The 18400-nt window shown below is 61.9% G+C and carries 17 protein-coding genes and 1 pseudogene; 12 read left to right on the forward strand and 6 right to left on the reverse strand.

Annotated features, from left to right (window positions below; all coding sequences use genetic code 11):
• The 12 genes and pseudogenes from BMZ70_RS28500 to BMZ70_RS26490 all read left to right on the forward strand — a co-directional run.
• Positions 1-1688: pseudogene (locus BMZ70_RS28500) on the forward strand (heme utilization protein); the annotation flags it as partial.
• Positions 1689-1956: 268 nt separating this feature from the next.
• Positions 1957-4107, forward strand: a complete 2151-nt coding sequence (locus BMZ70_RS26440; protein WP_092281206.1) for a peptidase domain-containing ABC transporter — start codon at positions 1957-1959, stop codon at positions 4105-4107.
• Positions 4080-5447: an HlyD family type I secretion periplasmic adaptor subunit gene (locus BMZ70_RS26445; protein ID WP_092281208.1), complete on the forward strand. Its 1368-nt coding sequence runs from the start codon at positions 4080-4082 to the stop codon at positions 5445-5447. The genes BMZ70_RS26440 and BMZ70_RS26445 overlap by 28 nt, the downstream gene beginning before the upstream one ends.
• Positions 5448-5533: 86 nt before the next feature.
• Complete coding sequence (gene rfbF / locus BMZ70_RS26450; protein ID WP_092281210.1) at positions 5534-6307, forward strand: glucose-1-phosphate cytidylyltransferase; 774 nt, start codon at positions 5534-5536, stop codon at positions 6305-6307.
• Entirely contained in the window at positions 6304-7371 is a 1068-nt protein-coding gene (rfbG, locus tag BMZ70_RS26455) for a CDP-glucose 4,6-dehydratase (protein ID WP_092281212.1), read from the forward strand. Before rfbF ends, rfbG begins: the two co-directional genes overlap by 4 nt.
• A gap of 22 nt (positions 7372-7393) precedes the next feature.
• Positions 7394-8638 (forward strand): class I SAM-dependent methyltransferase, encoded by a 1245-nt coding sequence (locus BMZ70_RS26460; RefSeq protein WP_092281214.1) that lies wholly within the window; start codon positions 7394-7396, stop codon positions 8636-8638.
• 3 nt (positions 8639-8641) lie between these two features.
• Entirely contained in the window at positions 8642-9580 is a 939-nt protein-coding gene (locus tag BMZ70_RS26465) for an NAD-dependent epimerase/dehydratase family protein (RefSeq protein WP_092281216.1), read from the forward strand.
• A gap of 14 nt (positions 9581-9594) precedes the next feature.
• Positions 9595-10401, forward strand: a complete 807-nt coding sequence (locus BMZ70_RS26470) for a transketolase (RefSeq protein WP_092281218.1) — start codon at positions 9595-9597, stop codon at positions 10399-10401.
• Positions 10398-11300, forward strand: a complete 903-nt coding sequence (locus tag BMZ70_RS26475) for a transketolase family protein (protein WP_092281220.1) — start codon at positions 10398-10400, stop codon at positions 11298-11300. Before BMZ70_RS26470 ends, BMZ70_RS26475 begins: the two co-directional genes overlap by 4 nt.
• 25 nt (positions 11301-11325) lie before the next feature.
• A complete protein-coding gene (locus BMZ70_RS26480) occupies positions 11326-12900 on the forward strand; it encodes a glycosyltransferase (RefSeq protein WP_092281222.1) in 1575 nt (524 codons plus the stop codon).
• A gap of 423 nt (positions 12901-13323) precedes the next feature.
• Positions 13324-13983 (forward strand): putative sugar O-methyltransferase, encoded by a 660-nt coding sequence (locus BMZ70_RS29375; protein WP_373922569.1) that lies wholly within the window; start codon positions 13324-13326, stop codon positions 13981-13983.
• A 75-nt stretch (positions 13984-14058) separates the two neighbouring features.
• Positions 14059-14907 carry a hypothetical protein gene (locus BMZ70_RS26490; protein ID WP_092281226.1) on the forward strand — a complete coding sequence of 283 codons (849 nt, stop codon included), beginning with the start codon at positions 14059-14061 and terminating at the stop codon, positions 14905-14907.
• A gap of 26 nt (positions 14908-14933) precedes the next feature.
• On the opposite strand, the gene BMZ70_RS26495 is transcribed toward BMZ70_RS26490, so the two are convergent.
• From BMZ70_RS26495 to BMZ70_RS29040, 6 genes are read right to left on the reverse strand one after another with little or no spacing between them, the layout of a single operon-like run.
• Positions 14934-15677, reverse strand: coding sequence for a glycosyltransferase family 2 protein (locus BMZ70_RS26495; RefSeq protein WP_207231561.1), 744 nt, complete (start codon positions 15675-15677; stop codon positions 14934-14936).
• Positions 15674-16000, reverse strand: coding sequence for a hypothetical protein (locus BMZ70_RS26500; protein WP_092281228.1), 327 nt, complete (start codon positions 15998-16000; stop codon positions 15674-15676). Before BMZ70_RS26500 ends, BMZ70_RS26495 begins: the two co-directional genes overlap by 4 nt.
• Before the next feature lie 2 nt (positions 16001-16002).
• Positions 16003-16338 carry a nuclear transport factor 2 family protein gene (locus BMZ70_RS26505; RefSeq protein WP_092281230.1) on the reverse strand — a complete coding sequence of 112 codons (336 nt, stop codon included), beginning with the start codon at positions 16336-16338 and terminating at the stop codon, positions 16003-16005.
• Positions 16335-17090 (reverse strand): glycosyltransferase family 2 protein, encoded by a 756-nt coding sequence (locus BMZ70_RS26510; protein ID WP_092281232.1) that lies wholly within the window; start codon positions 17088-17090, stop codon positions 16335-16337. The genes BMZ70_RS26505 and BMZ70_RS26510 overlap by 4 nt, the downstream gene beginning before the upstream one ends.
• Positions 17083-17718, reverse strand: a complete 636-nt coding sequence (locus BMZ70_RS26515; protein WP_092281234.1) for an HAD family hydrolase — start codon at positions 17716-17718, stop codon at positions 17083-17085. The genes BMZ70_RS26510 and BMZ70_RS26515 overlap by 8 nt, the downstream gene beginning before the upstream one ends.
• Positions 17705-18340, reverse strand: a complete 636-nt coding sequence (locus BMZ70_RS29040) for a PI-PLC domain-containing protein (RefSeq protein ID WP_092281236.1) — start codon at positions 18338-18340, stop codon at positions 17705-17707. The genes BMZ70_RS26515 and BMZ70_RS29040 overlap by 14 nt, the downstream gene beginning before the upstream one ends.
• Positions 18341-18400 lie beyond the last annotated feature (60 nt).

An 18400-nucleotide genomic window follows, 5' to 3' on the forward strand; every position in this document is an offset into this window, starting at 1 on the left:
TCGTTGCCCTGACCGCCGGCCAGGTGGGTGTACTGAGCAGCAAGCAAGTCGCTGCGCTGGGCACCTCGGCGATTGCCGCGATTGAAACGGCCGACTTGGTGGCACTGAAAACCTTCGGCATCGCCGTCCTCAACAGCGACCAGCTGGGCGCCCTGACCACCGACCAGGTCGGCGTGCTGAGCACCAGCCAGATCGCTGCCCTGAGTACCGCCAGCCTGTCCGCCGGCCTGCGCACCAGCCAGGTGGTGGCGCTCGGTTCGTCGCAGTTCAACGCCCTGAGCACCGTGCAGTTCGGCGCCCTGTCGACCGACGGCATCGCCGCCATCGAGACTGCGGATCTGGCCGCGCTGAAAACCGGCCTGATCGCCGCGCTGAAGACGGCGCAGCTGGCCGCGCTGACGACCGACCAGATCGGCAACCTGAGCACCGCCCAGGTGGCCGCCCTGACCACGACCGCGCTGGCCGCCGGCCTGAGCACCGACCAGGCCGTTGCCCTGACCTCGAGCCAGACCAGCGTGCTGCTCACCGCACAGGTGGCCGCGCTGAGCAGCGATGTCATCGCCGCGCTGGGCACCGAAGATGTGGCGGCGCTGAAAACCGCGTCCATCGCCGCGCTGAAGACCAGCCAGATCCAGGCGCTGACGACCGACCAGATCGTTGGCCTGCAGAACAGCCAGGTGGCCGTGCTGAGCACCGCGCAAGTGCGTGCGATGAGCACCAACCAGCTGGTCGCGATCGAAACCGCCGATCTGATCGCCCTGCGCACGGCCGTCATCAACACCCTGACTTCCGACCAGCTCGGCAGTCTGACGACCGATCAGTTCCACGCGCTGACCAGCAGCCAGGTGTGCGCCATCTCGAGCTCGGCCGGCATGACCACCGACCAGGTTCAAGCGCTCAGCTCGCCGCTTGGCACGCCGATCGTGCTGGACCTGAACGGCAACGGCATCTCGACGCTGAGCATCGCGGCCGGAGTGCAGTTCGACCTGCTGGCGGACGGCCATAAAGGCGCGGTCGGCTGGGTCGGCGGCGGCGACGGCCTGCTGGTACTGGACCGCAACGGCGACGGCGTGATCAACGACGGTAGCGAGCTGTTCGGTTCCGGCACCACGCTGGCCAACGGCCAGAAAGCCACCACCGGCTACCAGGCGATGGACGAGCTCGATACCAACGGCGACGGCGCGATCGACAGCAAGGACCAGGCCTTCAGCAGCTTGCAGGTCTGGGTCGACGGCAATGCCGACGGCGTCAGCCAGGCCGATGAGCTGAAGTCGCTGGCCGACCTTGGCATCACCAAGCTCAACCTCGACGCCAAGCAGGATGTCTCGTTCAACAACGGCAACATCGTGGGCATCACCTCGACCTACGAGACCAGCGACGGCAGCACGCACCAGGCGGCCGACGTCTGGTTCCAGATGACGGCGCAGGCCAGCACGCTGACCGCTTCGGTCAGTGGCCTGAGCCAGGCGTTGTCGGCGTACAGCGCCAGCGCCACGGTCAGCAGTACGGCCAAGCTGGAAGTGCCGGGCAACGTCAGCAGCAACGCCGCTGCGCTGGCCAGTGCCATCGGCCAGTACAGCAACGAGCACCTGGGCGTGTCCAACAGCACGGCGACCAGCGAGGAAACGCTGCGCCTGAAAGCGCTGCATAGCGGCACTGCCGGGCAAGGCATCCTGGCTGCCAGGTAAGCGCTAAGCGCCAGGCCGGAGCCCGCTCCGGCACAAGGACGGCAAGACCTGACGGTCTTGCCGTTTTTTTTTGTCGGCAGCGGCGGCGGTGCGCTGAACAGGGGGCGTAAACGGCGCTTGTTCCGCCGCAGAAAATGCGCCGGGAAGCGGCCCGCTAAGGTAGAATTCAACGGTGGCGCAATAGTGCGCTGCTGCAAGTTTTGCCCAGGTCAACCAACAAGGTGGTCATCGATGTTGCCAAGTACGACCATGCATCTGTCCCGTCACAATGCACGATAAATTTCCCCATACCGCGATCCAGTGCCTGACTGCGATTGCCCAGCACCACGGCCTGCAAATCAATCCCGAGCGCCTGATTGACGATTACGCCTTGCGCGCGGAAGAGCCCCGCAACGGCGAGTTGATGCGCATTGCCACCGACATCGGCCTGAAAGCCAAGGTCGACCAGATCGGCTGGGCGCGCCTGATGGCGCAGGACGGCGTGTTCCCGCTGATGGCGCGCCTGAACGACGGCAATATGGTGATCGTGGTGGGGGTGCGCCCGGCTGAAGCGGGCGGCGAGGAGCAGGCGGCCGTGCTTAATCCGGCCGCCGCCAACGCCACCGTGGTGATGGTGGCGCGCAGCGAGTTCGAGCGTCGCTGGAGCGGCGAGGTGGTGTACGTCAAACGCCAGCATAAACTGAGCGACCCGAACCAGCCGTTCGGCCTGCGCTGGTTCATCCCCGAGATCCTCAAGCAGAAGGCGGCCTTCCGCGACATCTTCATTGCCGCCATCGCCATGCAGCTGCTGGCGCTGGCCTCGCCGATCTTCTTCCAGCTGGTGATCGACAAGGTGCTGACGCACCAGAGCGTGACCACGCTGCAGGTGCTGGGCGTGGGCATCGTGATGGCGCTGCTGTTCGACTCCACCTTCGGCTTCCTGCGCCAGACCCTGACCCTGGCCGCCTCCAACAAGATCGACATGCGGCTGACGCGGCGCGTGTTTGCCCACCTGCTGTCGTTGCCGATCGACTTCTTTGAAACCACCAGCGCCGGCGTGGTCACGCGCCACATGCAGCAGCTGGAAAAAATCCGCAGCTTCCTGACCGGGCGCCTGTTCATGACCGGCCTCGACCTGATCGCGCTGGTGGTGTTCGTGCCGATCCTGTTCAGCTACTCGTTCCAGCTGACCCTGATCGTGCTGCTGTTTGCCGCCATGATCGGCGGCATTGTGATGGCGATGGTGCCGACCTTCCAGCGCCGCCTCAATGCGCTGTACGCGGCCGAGGGCCAGCGCCAGGGCATGCTGGTGGAAGTGATCCACGGCATGCGCACGGTCAAGGCGCTGGCGATCGAGCCGTCGCAGCGCCGGGTCTGGGACCAGCGCTCGGCCGAGGCCATCACCATGCACTTCCGGGTCGGCCAGATTTCGATCGCCGGCAACTCGGTCACCGACTTCCTCGGCAAGCTGCTGCCGGTCACCATCATCATCGTCGGCGCCGCCCAGGTGTTCGACGGCACGCTGACGGTGGGCGCGCTGATCGGCTTCCAGATGTTGTCGGGCCGCGTCACCCAGCCCCTGATTTCGATCGTCGGCCTGGTCAACGAATACCAGGAAACCGCGCTGTCGGTGAAGATGCTGGGCGAGGTGATGAACCGCGCGCCGGAAGGCCGTCCCGGCGCCAACGGCCTGCGGCCGGTGCTGCAGGGCGAGATCAAGTTCGACAATGTGGTGTTCCGCTATCCGGGCTCGCAGAACATGGCGTTGAACAAGGCCTCGTTTACCATCGAGCAGGGCACGGTGGTGGGCATCGTTGGCCGCTCCGGTTCCGGCAAGACCACCCTGACCAAGCTGATCCAGGGCCTCTATCCGCTGCAGGAAGGCCTGGTGCGCTTTGACGGCATCGACGCGCGCGAGATCGAGCTGTCGCACCTGCGGCGCCAGATCGGCGTGGTGCTGCAGGAGAATTTCCTGTTCCGCGGCACGGTGCGCGAGAACTTGTCGGTGACCAAGCCCGACGCCACTTTCGAGGAACTGGTGGCTGCCGCGCAAGCGGCCGGCGCCGACGAATTCATCGAACGCCTGCCGCAGGGCTATGACACGGTGCTGGAAGAGAACGCGTCCAACCTGTCGGGCGGCCAGAAGCAGCGCCTGTCGATCGCGCGCACCCTGGTTTCCAGGCCGCGGATCCTGATCCTCGATGAAGCCGCCTCGGCGCTGGACCCGGAATCGGAAGCCATCTTCATCAACAACCTGTCCAAGATCGCGGTGGGCCGCACGGTGGTGATGATTTCGCACCGCCTGTCGACCCTGGTGAACTCCGACAAGATCATGGTCATGCAGCAAGGCTCCCTGGTCGATGCCGGCCGTCACGAAGAACTGCTTACCCGTAGCGAAACCTACCAGCACTTATGGAACCAGCAAACAAGCCACCTGTAACCGCCAAGCCCGGCAAGAAGGACCAGACCGAGATCGGCTTCCTGCCGGACGCCGACGCCATCGAGCGCGGTCCGCTGCCGCGCTCGGTGCGCGTGACGCTGCACACCCTGTTGCTGGCCTTTGCTTGCTTCGTGGTGTGGGCCTGCGTGTCGCCGGTGGAGAAGATCGTGGTCGCCCACGGCAAGCTGGTCAATCCGCTGCCGAATATCGTGGTGCAGCCGCTCGACACCTCCATCATCCAGAGCATCGACGTGCGGGTCGGCCAGATCGTCAAAAAAGGCCAGGTGCTGGCCACGCTGGACCCGACCTTTACCGCCGCCGACGAAACCCAGCTGCGGGTGCGTCTCGATTCGCTCGACACCCAGGCGGCCGGCCTGCGCGCCGAGCTGGCCGGCCAGGCCGGCGTCGCCAGCAGCAAGGGCGGCAGCGACGACGCCAAATTGCAGGCGCAGCTGTCGGCCGAACGTCGCGCCAACTACCAGGCGCAGCTGGCCAAGATGGACCAGAACATCGCCCGCCTCAAGGCCGGGCTGGAGACCAACCAGCACGACCAGGTGATCCTGGCCCAGCGCGTGAAATCGCTGCGCGAAGTGGAAGCCATGCAAGAGCAGCTGATGGCCGAACAGTTCGGCGCCAAGATGCACTTGCTGGAAGCGCGCGACCGCCGCCTCTCGGTCGAGCGCGACATGGACATGCAGCGCAACAAGGCGGTCGAGATGGCGCGCGAGCTGGCCTCGGCCGAATCCGAGCGCGCCGCCTTCGACAAGAACTGGCGCCAGAAGTCGATGGAAGACTTGCTCAACGCCAGCCGCGAGCGCAACGGCATCAGCGAGCAGCTGGCCAAGGCCGACAAGCGGCACCAGATGGTGCAGATGGTGGCGCCGGCCGACGGCGTGGTGCTGGAGATCGGCAAGCTGTCGGTCGGCTCCATCGTGCGCGAAGCCGAGCCGCTGTTCACGCTGGTGCCGCTGGGCGCCGAACTGGAGGCCGAAGTGCAGATCGATTCGATGGACGTCGGCTTCATCAAGCAGGGCGCGGCGGTGCACCTCAAGGTCGACGCCTTCAACTTCCAGGAGCACGGCATGCTGGAAGGCAAAGTGCGCTTCATCAGCCAGGATTCGTTCAAGCGCGACACCGCCGAAAAGGGCGGTAGCGGGCTGGACCAGTACTACCTGAGCCGCATTCCCTACAGCGGCAAGCTGCGCAAGCTGACCCCGGGCGCGCGCCTGCTGCCCGGAATGACGGTCACGGCCGAAGTGGTGGTCGGCCACCGCACCGTCATGTCTTACCTGTTGTTCCCGCTGACGCGGGCGCTGGACGAAGCAATACGTGAACCCTGATGGCCCGGGCCGCTGCGTATAATAGGTCGGAGCGCCAGCGCAGCGGGTAAAACAATAAGTTAATAGCCAATGAATGGACGAGCACGATGAAAGCAGTGATTTTTGCCGGTGGGTTTGGCACCAGGCTCAGCGAAGAGACCAATCTGATCCCCAAACCGATGGTGCGTATCGGCGGATTGCCGATTCTGTGGCACATCATGAAGATGTATTCCGCCCACGGCATCAATGATTTCGTGATCTGCTGCGGCTACAAGGCTTACGTCATCAAGGAATATTTTTCGAATTATTTTTTGCATACCTCGGACATCACTTTCGACATGCAGAATAATTCGATGGAAGTCCATTCGCGCTATTCGGAGCCGTGGAAGGTGACCCTGATCGATACCGGCGAGCACACCATGACGGGCGGGCGCCTGAAACGCGTCGCGCCCTACCTCGCCGACGAGGAAGCGTTTTGCCTGACCTACGGCGACGGCGTCAGCAACGTGGATATCTCGGCACTGGTCAAATTCCACAAAGAACACGGCAAACTGGCGAGCCTGACCGCCGTGCAGCCGCCGGGACGCTTTGGCGTGCTGGAAATCGCCGGCACCCAGGTGAACAGCTTCCAGGAAAAGCCTCCGGGCGAGGGCGGCTGGATCAACGGCGGCTTCTTTGTGCTGTCGCCCAAGGTCATCGACTTGATCGAGGATGACACCACCATCTGGGAACGCGACCCGTTGCAGACCCTGGCCAGTGACAGCCAGTTGCATGCCTTTTTCCACGGCGATTTCTGGCAGCCGATGGACACCCAGCGCGACCAGACTTATCTGGAAGGCTTGTGGCAATCCGGCAATGCGCCTTGGAAGGTCTGGAAATGACACCGGGATTTTGGCAGGGCAAGCGCGTCTTCCTGACCGGCCATACCGGCTTCAAGGGCAGCTGGCTGTCGCTGTGGCTGCAGGAACTCGGCGCACAGGTGACCGGCTATGCGCTGGCGCCGCCGACGCAGCCCAGCCTGTTTGAGATCGCCAATGTGGCACAAGGCATGCACAGCGTCATCGGCGATATCCGCGACCTGGGCGGCCTGCAGGCGGCGATGGCCGCCAGCCAGCCGGAGATCGTGCTGCACCTGGCGGCGCAGCCCCTGGTGCGGTATTCCTATGAGCATCCGGTCGAGACCTATTCGACCAACGTCATGGGCACCGTGCATCTGTTCGAGGCCGTGCGCCAGACCGGCAGCGTCAAGGCGGTGCTTAACGTCACCACCGACAAGTGCTACGAAAACCGCGAGTGGGACTGGGGCTATCGCGAAGACGAACCGATGGGCGGCTATGATCCGTACAGCAGCAGCAAGGGCTGCTCGGAGCTGGTGACCGCCTCGTATCGCTCTTCGTTCTTCAATCCCGACGACTATGCCAGGCATGGCGTGGCGGTCGCCAGCGCGCGTGCCGGCAACGTCATTGGCGGCGGCGACTGGGCGGCCAACCGGCTGGTGCCCGATATCGTCTCGGCCTTCAGCCGCTCGGCGCCGGTGCAGATCCAGAATGTCGCGTCGATCCGGCCGTGGCAGCACGTCATGGAGCCTTTGCGCGCCTACCTGATGCTGGCCGAAAAGCTGTGCGAGGCCGGGCCGCGTTTTGCCCAGGCATGGAATATCGGCCCGGAGGATATCGACTGCAAACCGGTCGGCTGGATTGCGGAAGAAATGACGCGGCTGTGGGGCGAGGGCGCGGCCTGGCATCAGGTCAAGGGCAACACGCCGCACGAAGCGAATTACCTGAAGCTGGACATTTCCAAGGCCCGCAACCACCTGGGCTGGCAGCCGCGCCTGCACTTGTCAGACGCCCTGCGCCTGACCACCGAATGGGCCAAGGCGCACAAGGCCGGCGCCGATATGCGCACTTTCACGCAGCAGCAACTCCGTCACTATCAAAACCAATAACCACACGAAAAGCGATCGAACCATGAGTGCTCCGACCATCACCCGTATTGACCAGTGTCGCGCCTGCGGTGGCACGCATTTGCAGCAGTTCCTGAACTTTTCTGCCATGCCTTTCACCGACGATTTCGTTAAGCCGGAGCACAAGGGCAGCGAATTCTGCGCCGATATTCCGGTGTATATCTGCCGTGACTGCCTGACCGCGCAGACCCAGCACAATGTCGACGTCGGCGACTACTACGAGGACTATCAATATTCGGTCGGCGCTTCCGGCAAGGCGAGCGTCTTCATGCGCCTGCTGGCGGAGAACTTGCAGTCCAAATACTATCCGGGCAAGCAGGGCGTCAAGGTGCTGGAAATTGGTTCCGGTGATGGTGAACAGCTGCTGGCATTCAAAAAGACCGGTTGCAGCGTGCTGGGCTATGAACCGTCTTCGATGCTGTGCAAGGTCGCCGCAGAGAAAGGCATCCCAAGCATCCAGGGACTGTTCGATGAAAATTCGGTGAGTGCCTTGCCAGCCGATTTCCAAAGCATCGATGTGATCATGCTGTCGTACACCTTTGACCACCTGCCCAAGCCACAGCCTTTCCTGGCCAGCTGCCGGCGCTTGCTCAATCCGCAGGACGGCTTGCTGGTGATCGAAATCCACGACCTGGAAAAAATCATCGACCGTCAGGAATACTGCCTGTTTGAACACGAGCATTCGATCTACCTGACGGAGCAGACCGCGCACACCCTGTTCGAGCGCGAAGGCTACACCATCATCGATTTCGACCTGGTGCCCGATGAAGACCGCCGCGCCAATTCCTTGATCATCGTGGCCACGCCCAAGACCTCGGAGCGGGCCAAGCAGGCCGTGCTGCCGCGCACGCCGAAAAAATTCCAGGACCTGGGCTTTTATGCCGAGACCGGCCAGCAGATCGCCACCGGCATCGCCCACCTGGAGGCCTTCATCGCCAAGTCCACCGCTGAGGGCAAAAAGCTGGCGGGCTATGGCGCCGGCGGGCGTGGCGTGATGACGCTGGCCGCCGTCGCCAATGCCGGCAAGCTGGAGTTCCTGGTCGATCGCAAGCCCAAGCAAGTGGGCTTGCTGGTGCCGAAATCGCATATGCCGCTGGTCGATATCGCGTACCTGGCGGCGCACCCGGTGGACGCCATCCTGGTGTTCAGCTATGGCTATATGGCCGAGATTCAAAAGGAATTGATTCCGTTGGGCTATAAGCCAAGCCAGTTCTATTCCTTGCTGGACGTCCTGGCCGGGAGTCAATGAAGCATGGTGCGTAATGTCGTCATCACAGGCGGGACCGGGTTTATTGGCGCTGCCATCGTGCGTGAACTGCTGGCTGCCGGCAACCACGTCACGGTGCTGGTACGCCAGGATTCAGACCTGACCCGCCTGAATGGCTTGTCCGCTGTCACGATAGTCCGCTATAGCGCGCTGCATTCAGCCGAAACGATAGCCGCCCTGAGCGCGGCCAAGCCCGACGCTTTTATTCATTGCGCATGGCAAGGCGTCGGTGGCCAGGACCGCAACGCCGCCTTTCAGGTCAAGGACAATCTGGCGCTGACGCTGGATGCGGTCGACCTGGCTGCGGCGATCGGCTGCCGGCAGTGGGTCGGGCTGGGTTCGCAGGCCGAGTATGGCAACCAGAACCGGCGCCTGAATGAAGACGCGGCCTTGCTGCCCACCACGCTGTACGGCAAAGCCAAACTGGCCGCAGGCATCGCCGCGCTCGCGCTGTGCGAGGCGCGTGGTATCCAAGGGGCATGGCTGCGGGTATTCTCCACCTATGGCCCGGGCGATGCGCCGGGCTGGTTCATTCCCTTCGTGACCCAGGAGTTCCTGGCCGGCCGCAAGCCGACCCTGACCAAATGCGAGCAGCAATGGGACTACCTGTATGTTGCCGATGCGGCGCGTGCGGTGGTGGCGGTGATCGACAGCGCTGCTTCCGGCGTATTTAATCTCGGTTCGGGCTCGGCGCGGCCGCTGGTCGATTATGTCGAGGCGATACGCAGCGTGCTGGCGTCGGACCTGACGCCTGAATATGGCGCCGTTCCCTACCGGCCCGACCAGGTCATGCACCTGGAGGCGGACACCAGTAAATTGACCACGCAGACTGGCTGGCGGCCCACAGTCGACCTGTCCGCCGGCATTGCCGCGACGGTGGCATTCGAACGCAACAGAAGCGGCGCCCCAGCGCCGATCTTGTGATCTCACGGAAATCTATGAATACCCTCAATTTTGCCCGGCAAATCAGGGCCACCGCCTTGCAGATGGTGACCCGGGCCAAGGCGTCGCACATCGGCGGCGCACTGTCCATCGCCGATATCGTGGCGGTGCTGTATGGCGAAGTACTGCAGGTGCAGCCCGAGGATCCACGATGGCCGTCGCGCGATCGCTTCATCCTCAGCAAGGGGCACTGCTGTACCAGCGTGTATGCGGCGCTGGCCCTGCGCAACTTCCTGCCGCTGGAGGAGTTGGAACACTATGCCCAGGATGGCTCCCGGCTGATGTCGCACATCAGCCACAAGGTGCCCGGGGTGGAGTTTTCCACCGGCTCGCTGGGACATGGGCTGCCATTCGGCGTCGGCAAAGCGCTGGCGGCGAAACGGCGCGCGGCGGCGTGGCGCACCTTTGTCTTGCTGAGCGACGGCGAACTCGATGAGGGCAGCAATTGGGAAGCGATCATGTTCGCCGCCCATCACCGCCTCGATAACCTGGTCGCCATTATCGATTACAACAAGCTGCAAAGCCTGGGCACCAATGAAAGCACCTTGCGGCTCGAACCGCTGGTGGACAAATTCACGGCGTTCGGCTGGGCCGTGCGCGAAATCGACGGCCATGACCATGCCGCCCTGGCGGCGGCCTTGAACACTGTGCCTTGGGAAGCCGGCAAGCCGAGCATGCTGATCGCGCACACCACCAAAGGCAAAGGCGTCAGCTTTATGGAAAACAAGGTCGAGTGGCACTACAAGAGCCCGAATGCCAGCCAGCTGGCAGAGGCCCTGAATGAAATCGGACCGACATCATGAGAAATGCGTTTATTGACGAACTGGTGGCGCTGGCGACGGCCCATGACCACATTGCGCTGGTCGTTGGCGACCTTGGCTATTCCGTGATCGAGCCCTTTGCCGACCGCTTTCCCGACCGCTTCATCAACGCCGGCGTGGCCGAACAAAACATGACCGGCCTGGCGGCGGGCATGGCGTCCGAGGGCTATCACGTGTTCACCTATTCGATCGCCAACTTCCCGACCTTCCGTTGCGCCGAGCAAATCCGCAACGACATCGATTACCACCAACTGCCGGTGACGGTGGTGGCGGTGGGCGGCGGGCTGGCGTATGGCGCGCTGGGTTATTCCCACCATGCGGTGCAGGACTATGCCTTGCTCCGCTCCATGCCCAATATGTTGATTGCCGCGCCCGGCGATCCAATGGAAGTGCGGGCCTGCCTGCGCTACCTGGTGAAGCATCCGCAGCCGTCCTATCTGCGGCTGGGCAAGGCTGGCGAACCATGTTTCCACAGCGAGGTCCCAGAGATAGCGCCCGGCAAGTGGCTGACCGCGCGCGCCGGCTCCGGCAGCGCGACCATCTTGACCACCGGTTCGACGCTGGAGCTCGGCATGCAGATGGCGGGACAGGAAGCGTTCCAGGATTGCGCGGTCCATTCCTTGCCACTGTGGGGACAGCGCAGCAAGCCCTTGCAGGCTGCGTCCAGCGCGAATTTCGATGAAATTATCACGCTGGAAGACCATCTGATCGATGGCGGCTTTGGCTCCTGGATGATGGAGGCCCTGTCGCCGGCAGGACGCGCCGGCGCCGTGCTGCCAGGCGGCCTGGCGACCGATGTGTGCGCGATGGTCGGCAGCCAGGCGGCATTGAACGCGGCAGGCCGCCTGGGACAGGTGCAGCGGCGCGCCAAGGCTGTGTGATTCAATTTATTACGGGTGATCTTCCATGAGTGCGACAGGCGTTTATTTATCAATTTGCATCCCGACCTACAATCGTGACCGCTTCTTAAGGCAGACGCTGGAAAGCATCACCTGCCAGGATGCGTTTATCAATACGGATGAAATTGAAGTCATCATTTCGGACAATGTGTCGACCGATGATACCCAGGTTGTCGGGCAAGAATTTGAACAGCGGTTCCCGGGCAAAGTTAAATACTTCAAGAACGAAACTAACCTGGGCACCGAACTCAATCTGGAGCGGGTCCTGGCCCGGGGCGAGGGCATTTGCCTGAAGCTGCAGAATGATAATCTGACCATGCGCGATGGCTCGCTGGCCGAGCTGGTGAAGGTCATCAAGGCCACCGAGGCTGAAAAGCCCATCCTCTTTTTCACCAACGGAAACAATAACGTCCACGGTGTGCAACTGACGACGTGCAACAACCTCGACGAATTCGTCCAGGCGGCATCGTATTTCACCACCTGGATGGGTGGCTTCTGCATCTGGCGCGACGAGTTCCGCGCGATTCCCGATTTCACCGCCAGCGCCAAGACCCAGCTGATCCAGACCGATATTTTGCTGCGCTTGATGGAGACCGGTAAGCGCGCCATCGTGTTTTATGGCGTCTACTTCATCGGCCTGCCGATCGGCAAAAAGGGTGGATACAATATCGCCGAGGTTTTCGGCAAGAATTACCTGGCGTTTTTGAAGAAATATATGGCGATGGGCCTGTTGCGGGAAGAAACCTATCAGCGGGAAAAGAGGTTGATCTTAATCAACCACATCATCCCCTATTATTTCGACAAAACCAACGGCTTCCACAAGAATGGCTTCTTCGTGCATATGCAGGACTATCTGCACGATGACTATTTTTACCAGGCGATTGAAGGCCTGCTGCTGGCCGAACCGGCTGCGGCGCCAGCCGCCAGCGCCCCAGCCGTCGCCAGTGCGCCACCAGCCCCCGATCCGGTCCAGGTGCGCAATATGGAGATTGCCGACCATTGGCGGCACCTGAATGCGCATAATGAAGTGAGCATTACCCGCTGGCACGGTTTTGTCGATTTCAATAAAGTGAAGGCGGGCCGGCGATCGTATGGCGGCCTGGAATTATGGCTGTTCGGCGGCGCTGGCGAGAGTTTGACGATCGGTAATTTTGTTTCCATCGCCGATGACGTCAAATTCCTGTTGGGCGGGAATCATCCGTATCAAGGGCTATCGACCTTCCCATTCGCAACCAAGTACTTTGCCACCCTGGAGGCTGGATCCAAGGGCCCGATTGTGGTCGAGGACGATGTGTGGATCGGCTACAACTCCACGATTTTGTCCGGCGTTACCATCGGCCAGGGCGCTATTATTGCAGCCGGCAGCATGGTGACCAAGGACGTAGCGCCGTACAGCATCGTTGGCGGGAATCCGGCCAGGCTGATCAAGTATCGCTTCGACCAGGCGGTGATCGACCGGCTGCTGGATTTCGACTTTTCCAGCCTGAGCGATGAAACGATTTTGAAAAACCGGGAAGCCTTGTATCAAGAATTGACATCTGATAATGTCGATGTCGTTTTGCAAAAATTGCAGCACCCATAAATACGCTTCCAATATCCACAAACACGGGGAAAAAATATGCTGTTAACGATGGACGACGGTTTCGCTGATCGTAAGATGGAAGTCAATTACGATCACATCAAACGCATCATCAAGGCTTACAACCTGGCCAAGGCAGTGCAAAAAGATGCCCGCGACGAGTATCAAGTCGGCTATATGTGGCTGCCGATTTACCAAGGCTACATGAAGGAAATCATGGCGGCCCTGTCCAGCGAAGATGAGGCTGCTGTCGCTAAAATCTACAGCAATTTTTTCCGGGAGCCCTGCAGCGTCGGCCTGCACGGCATGCCCGTGAATATGTTCACGGATTATTTTTCCGGTCATATTTCGGATGAGAACCGGGGCAAATATCTGGAAGATTTGATGCACCGTTTCGGCACCTGGCTGACCTCGATCGGCAAGACCATGCCAATTACCGTGCTCAATGCGCCGGATGTGGGCAATCCTTACGGCTGCTTTATTGATGGTAATTTCTATCGCGCAGGCTGCGACTACCAGCATTACTACGCCACCATGATCGGTCGCCTGACCCGCAGCAACAGCCATCGGTTTGCGCTGGAAATTGGCGGCGGATTCGGCGGCATGGCCTATTTCCTGGTGCGCGACAATCCCGATCTGACCTACATCGACATGGATTTGCCGGAAAATATGGCCCTGGCCGCGTTTTTCCTGCTCAGCGGATGCCCGGATAAAAAAATCGCGCTGTACGGTGAAGTCGATCTGGCAACGGACGACCTGAGCCAATATGACGCGGTGATCTTGCCCAATTTTGCGATCGAGGAAATCAAAGATAATGCGATCGACCTCTGCTTTAATTCCTACAGCCTGTCAGAAATGCCGATGGCCACGGTGACGAATTACCTGGCGCATTTTAACCGGATCTCCTCCAAGTTCATTTATCACATCAATCACACCACCGTCGGCAGCACCAAGGCCGATGAATTCGCGATTGATTATGAAAAATTCGAACTGATTTCGCGGGCGCCGGCCATCTGGGGCAAAGCCTGCAATCCGCTCATGGATGAGTACGAATTTTTATACAAAGCCAAAAATCTGTCATTTTGAAAGCAGGGTTCCCCGGCCCTTGCCGTAGGGAACCTTTGTTATACTTGAAGCTTCATCGATTGCGGAGTACGTGTCATGGCGGCAGAAAAAGTATTGTTGATGCAGGGGCCTACCCAGTTTCCGTCGCGCCCGCTGTATCCGGAGATGTTTTACCCGCCCAATGAATACGACGCACGCTACTGCATCACGCAGATGGCGCGCGTCTACCGCGCGCTGGGCTACAAGATCGTCTACAGCGGCTGGCTCGAAGACGAGGAATGGCTGAACGCCAACCGCGAGCTGTTCGACTACCTGGTGGTCTCGGACCAGCACCAGCTGAACACGGAAAGCAGTTACTTCGGCAATACCATCGGCAACAACAAGGACAAGCTCTACTATGCGGCCCTGCAAGGCCTGCGGCTGATCCGCGCCGAGCTGGGCGACCATGCGCTGGTGTTCCGCGTGCGTGCCGACGTCACCCTGAACCAGCGCCTGATCGACGCCCACCTGACGCGCATCGCGCCCGGCTCGGGCGACCTGATGATCGAATACTGCAACGTCACCAATATGATGTCGACGCCCGACTTCCTGCTGCTGGGCGAGAGCGGCGTGATGGCCACGCTGTACGAGGGCATGTTCCAGCGCAGCGTGAGCGGCGCCGCCTACCACGTGTCGTCGCATATCGACCACATGCTGAGTTACCTGCTGCTGCAGCAGCAGGGCCTGGTGGGACAGATCGTGTGCATGAGCCGGCAGCTGTACGACACCCTGCTGTGGCGCGGCGTGCCGCGCTATTTTCACCAGGATATCGACCCCGGCTTCCTGGACAAGCTGGCCTTTGATACGGCGGTGGTGATCCCGGCAGGCCTGCGGGTTGAAGACTTGATCGCGCGCATCCCGCCGGAAGCCACCGGCAACGCGCCGCTGCCGCCGAAGGCGGCCTGACGGCCGCGCGGCCTGGTCCGGCGGCGTTAGTACGGCAGATTGGCCAGAAAGAAGTCGAGGTCTTCCGGCACGCCCAGGCCGTACATGCCGGCGCGGTCGCTGCCGATGTTGTAGTAGCCGAGCTTGCTGCCCTTGGCGATCATCGCGTTGTAGGCGGGCGCCACGTAGAACTCGCCGTTGACGCGCTCGTTGGCGGCAATCATGGCGTCGGCGGCGGCGACGAAATCGCTGCCGCGCGCGTAGTTGTAGATGCCCACCGTGGCCTCGTCCGAGACCACCTGTTTTTCCACCACTTCCACGATCGCGCCGTCCGCGCCAAAGCGCACGTACGACCATTTCGGATGGTTGGCGCTCATGGTCATGATCAGGCCGTCGAGCTGCTGTGCTGCCATCTGCGCCAGGTAGTCGTCGATCTTGATGTCGATGTACTGGTCGCAGTTGGCGATCATCAGCGGCGTGGCGTTGTCGATCAGTTCGCGCGTCAGCAGCACGGTGCAGGCCGCGCCTTCGGTTACTTGCGACACCGGCACCACGGCGCAGCCGGGCGAGATTTCCTGCAAGCGGGCGCCGAGGCCGTACTGGTCGAGGTGGGCCTGCTGGCACACGAAGATGAAGCGGTGCGGCTGGCTCGGGCGCAGGTTGTCGATCACCACTTCGATCATCGGCCGGCCGTTGATCGGGATCAGCGGCTTGGGATCGGTGTAGCCGGCATTGGCGAAGCGGCTGCCGTGGCCGGCCATCGGTACGACGATATGGATCATGCCGCTCATGGTTCCCCCAGGTATTTGTCGTCCACCGCGCCGGGCACCTTGACCACCACGGTGACCGTGTCTTCCAGCACCACGAAGTCGGTCGACTCCATCGGGTGGATGACGATGATGTCGCCGCTGGCGTATTCAATGCCGTTCATCTGCACCCGGCCGCTCTGGATCACGGTGATTTCCTGCGCGATCTTGTGGTAGTGGCGCGCCTCGCGGTCGCCGGCGCGGTAGTGTTTGATGCCGACTTCGGCGGCGCGGGTGGCCAGCGCGGTCGGCGTGAAATCGCCGACGAACCAGCCGCGCGTCATGTCCCCGAGTTTGTAGCGGTCCATGTTCAGCCTTTGGGAATGTCGAGGTAGGCGCGCAGCGCGCGCATCTGGTCGCCCTGCCATTCGATGATGTCGACCCCTTCCAGGTGGATGCTGTCGATGTCGAGCGTGAATTCGATCACGGTGGTGGCGCCGTCGACGTAGATGTTTTTGGCGCGGAAGGACAGCGCCTGGCAGCCCTCGAACATGCCTTTCATCATGGCCAGCGCGGCGCTCTTGCCTTCGATGCGCTTGACCACCGGGTCTTCCAGCGAAAAATCGTCGGTCAGCAGGGCGCCCACGGCGTCCAGGTCGCGCGCGTCAAAGGCGCGGATATAGGCTACTGTCAGTGCTTTGCTCATGGTTCGGTACGGTTAGGTTGGCGGTGCAGCGCGGCTTCGTATTCCTCGATTTTCTTCGGCGAATAGAAGGTGTGGTAGGCCGCGTTGGGTATCGACAGGGCGGTCAGCTTGCGGTTCAGCAGGATCAGCTCGTTGAGCACCGGCGCGATGTAGAACACCTCGTCGACGCTGGTGTTCTTGCGGATCGAATGCTGGGCCGCCAGCACGAAATCGGCGCCGCGCGCGAAATAGTAGAAGCCGGCGATGGCGTGGCGGCTGACCGGGTGCTTCTCGGCGGTCTCGATGATGTCGTCGCCGTTTTCCAGTCGCGCATACGACCAGCGCGGGTGCACCGAGTCGAAGGTCAGGGTGCCGGCGTCGCTGCCACGGGCGCGGAACTGGTCCAGGTAGGCGTTCAGGTCGAGGTCGAACACCTGGTCGGCATTGGTGATCAGCAGCGGCTCGTCGGCGCCGATGTAGTCGATCGCCAGCAGCGCGCTGCAGGCGGCGCCCTGGGTCGGGTGCATCAGGCGGATGATGACACTGTCCGGGCCGGCCAGCAGGCGCACTGTGCTGTCGAGGTGGTAGCGGGTGCAGTCTTCGTCGCGCAGGATGAAGATGAAGCGCTTGTCTTCGCGGATGCCGCCCAGGTTCTCGATCAGGTACTGGATCATCGGCTTGCCGGCGATCTCGATCAGCGGTTTCGGGAACGGGAAGTCGGCGCCCTCGAAGAACATCGACGGCACGCTCAAAGGCACGATAATGTTAAGCATGCTTGGCCTCCAGCCCGGCGATGGTTTGCGTGATGTTGGCGTAGTTCACTTCGCGCACGTCGTGCACGCACAGCACGTGGGCGCCGGAATCGCGTGCCGCCTTGATGCCGTTCGGGTTGTCCTCGACGATCAGGCACTCATCCGGTCGCAGGCCCATGCGCTCGATGGCTTTCAGGTACATGTCCGGCGCCGGCTTGGGCGCGGTCACGTCTTCGTTGGACAGGAAGAAGTCGAGGAAGGGCAGCAGCTCGGCGCGCTCGAGCATCATGGCGATGGTGTTGCGGATCGAGTTCGAGCACACCGCCATGCGGTAGCCCTCGGCCTTCAGGCGCGACAGCGCGAACTGGTGCTGGAACACCGGCTTGCACTTGGCGTAGATCACTTCCATCGTGTAGATCTGCTTCATCTCGTTGATGAAGCCGTGCAGCGCCTCGGGCAGGCCGCGCTCCATCGACAGCATGCGCAGCTTGGTCTTGGTCGGCAAGCCGTCGTAGGTGACCAGGTGGTCGTAGCGGCTGATGGCCATGCCGAACAGCGTCAAGGCGCGGTTGAGCGCCTCGAAGTGCCATTCCTTGGCGTCGATCAGCACCCCATCCATATCGAAGATGATGGCTTTAATCTGGGTCACGGAAAAAATCCTTTGCGGCTTGGGGGAAATCGGTGCACAGGCTGAGTGCGTCGTGGTGCTGCAGGCCGGCGTCGCGCAGGCGCTGCCACAGCGCCAGGTGTGGACGGCGGTGCAGCTCGGGCGAGACGATGCAGACTTGTTTGCCCTGCTCCAGCCAGTGCGTGATGTGGCTGGTTTCGTACCATTCACCGTGGAAGGCGTCGAGCCAGACGCCGGCGGCGCGCGCGATAAACGAGGGCGCGGTTTCGTATTCACTGTGGCGGGTGTATGTCGGCAAGCCGCGCTGCAGGTAGCCGAGCGCATCGGGTACGGCCATGTCGAACACGAAGGCGTCGGTGGTGCCATGTGCAGCCAGCGCGGCGGCCACCGCCGCCTGCAGGCCGTCGGCCTTGATGTTGAGCGCCAGCGGCCGTCCGGCCGGATAGCGCGCGCACAGCGCCAGGAAGGCGTCCAGCGTCATTTCGGCGCCGCCCGGCATGTCGTGCGAAATCACCACCTGGCGGCCGGCGTCGCGCAAATCGGTCTCGATGCCGAAGCCGCCTGCCAGTGCGCGCTCGAAGGCGGCCAGTGTGTTTTTTTCCTGATCCTGGAGCCAGTATCCCCGGTGCGCGACTATTTTCATGCTTGCGTATTGGAGCAGAAGAAGAGCTTGTGATTGTACCCGGTTTGCTTCCCTGCGGCA

This window comes from Duganella sp. CF402 (genome assembly GCF_900109645.1).
GTDB lineage: Bacteria > Pseudomonadota > Gammaproteobacteria > Burkholderiales > Burkholderiaceae_D > Rugamonas.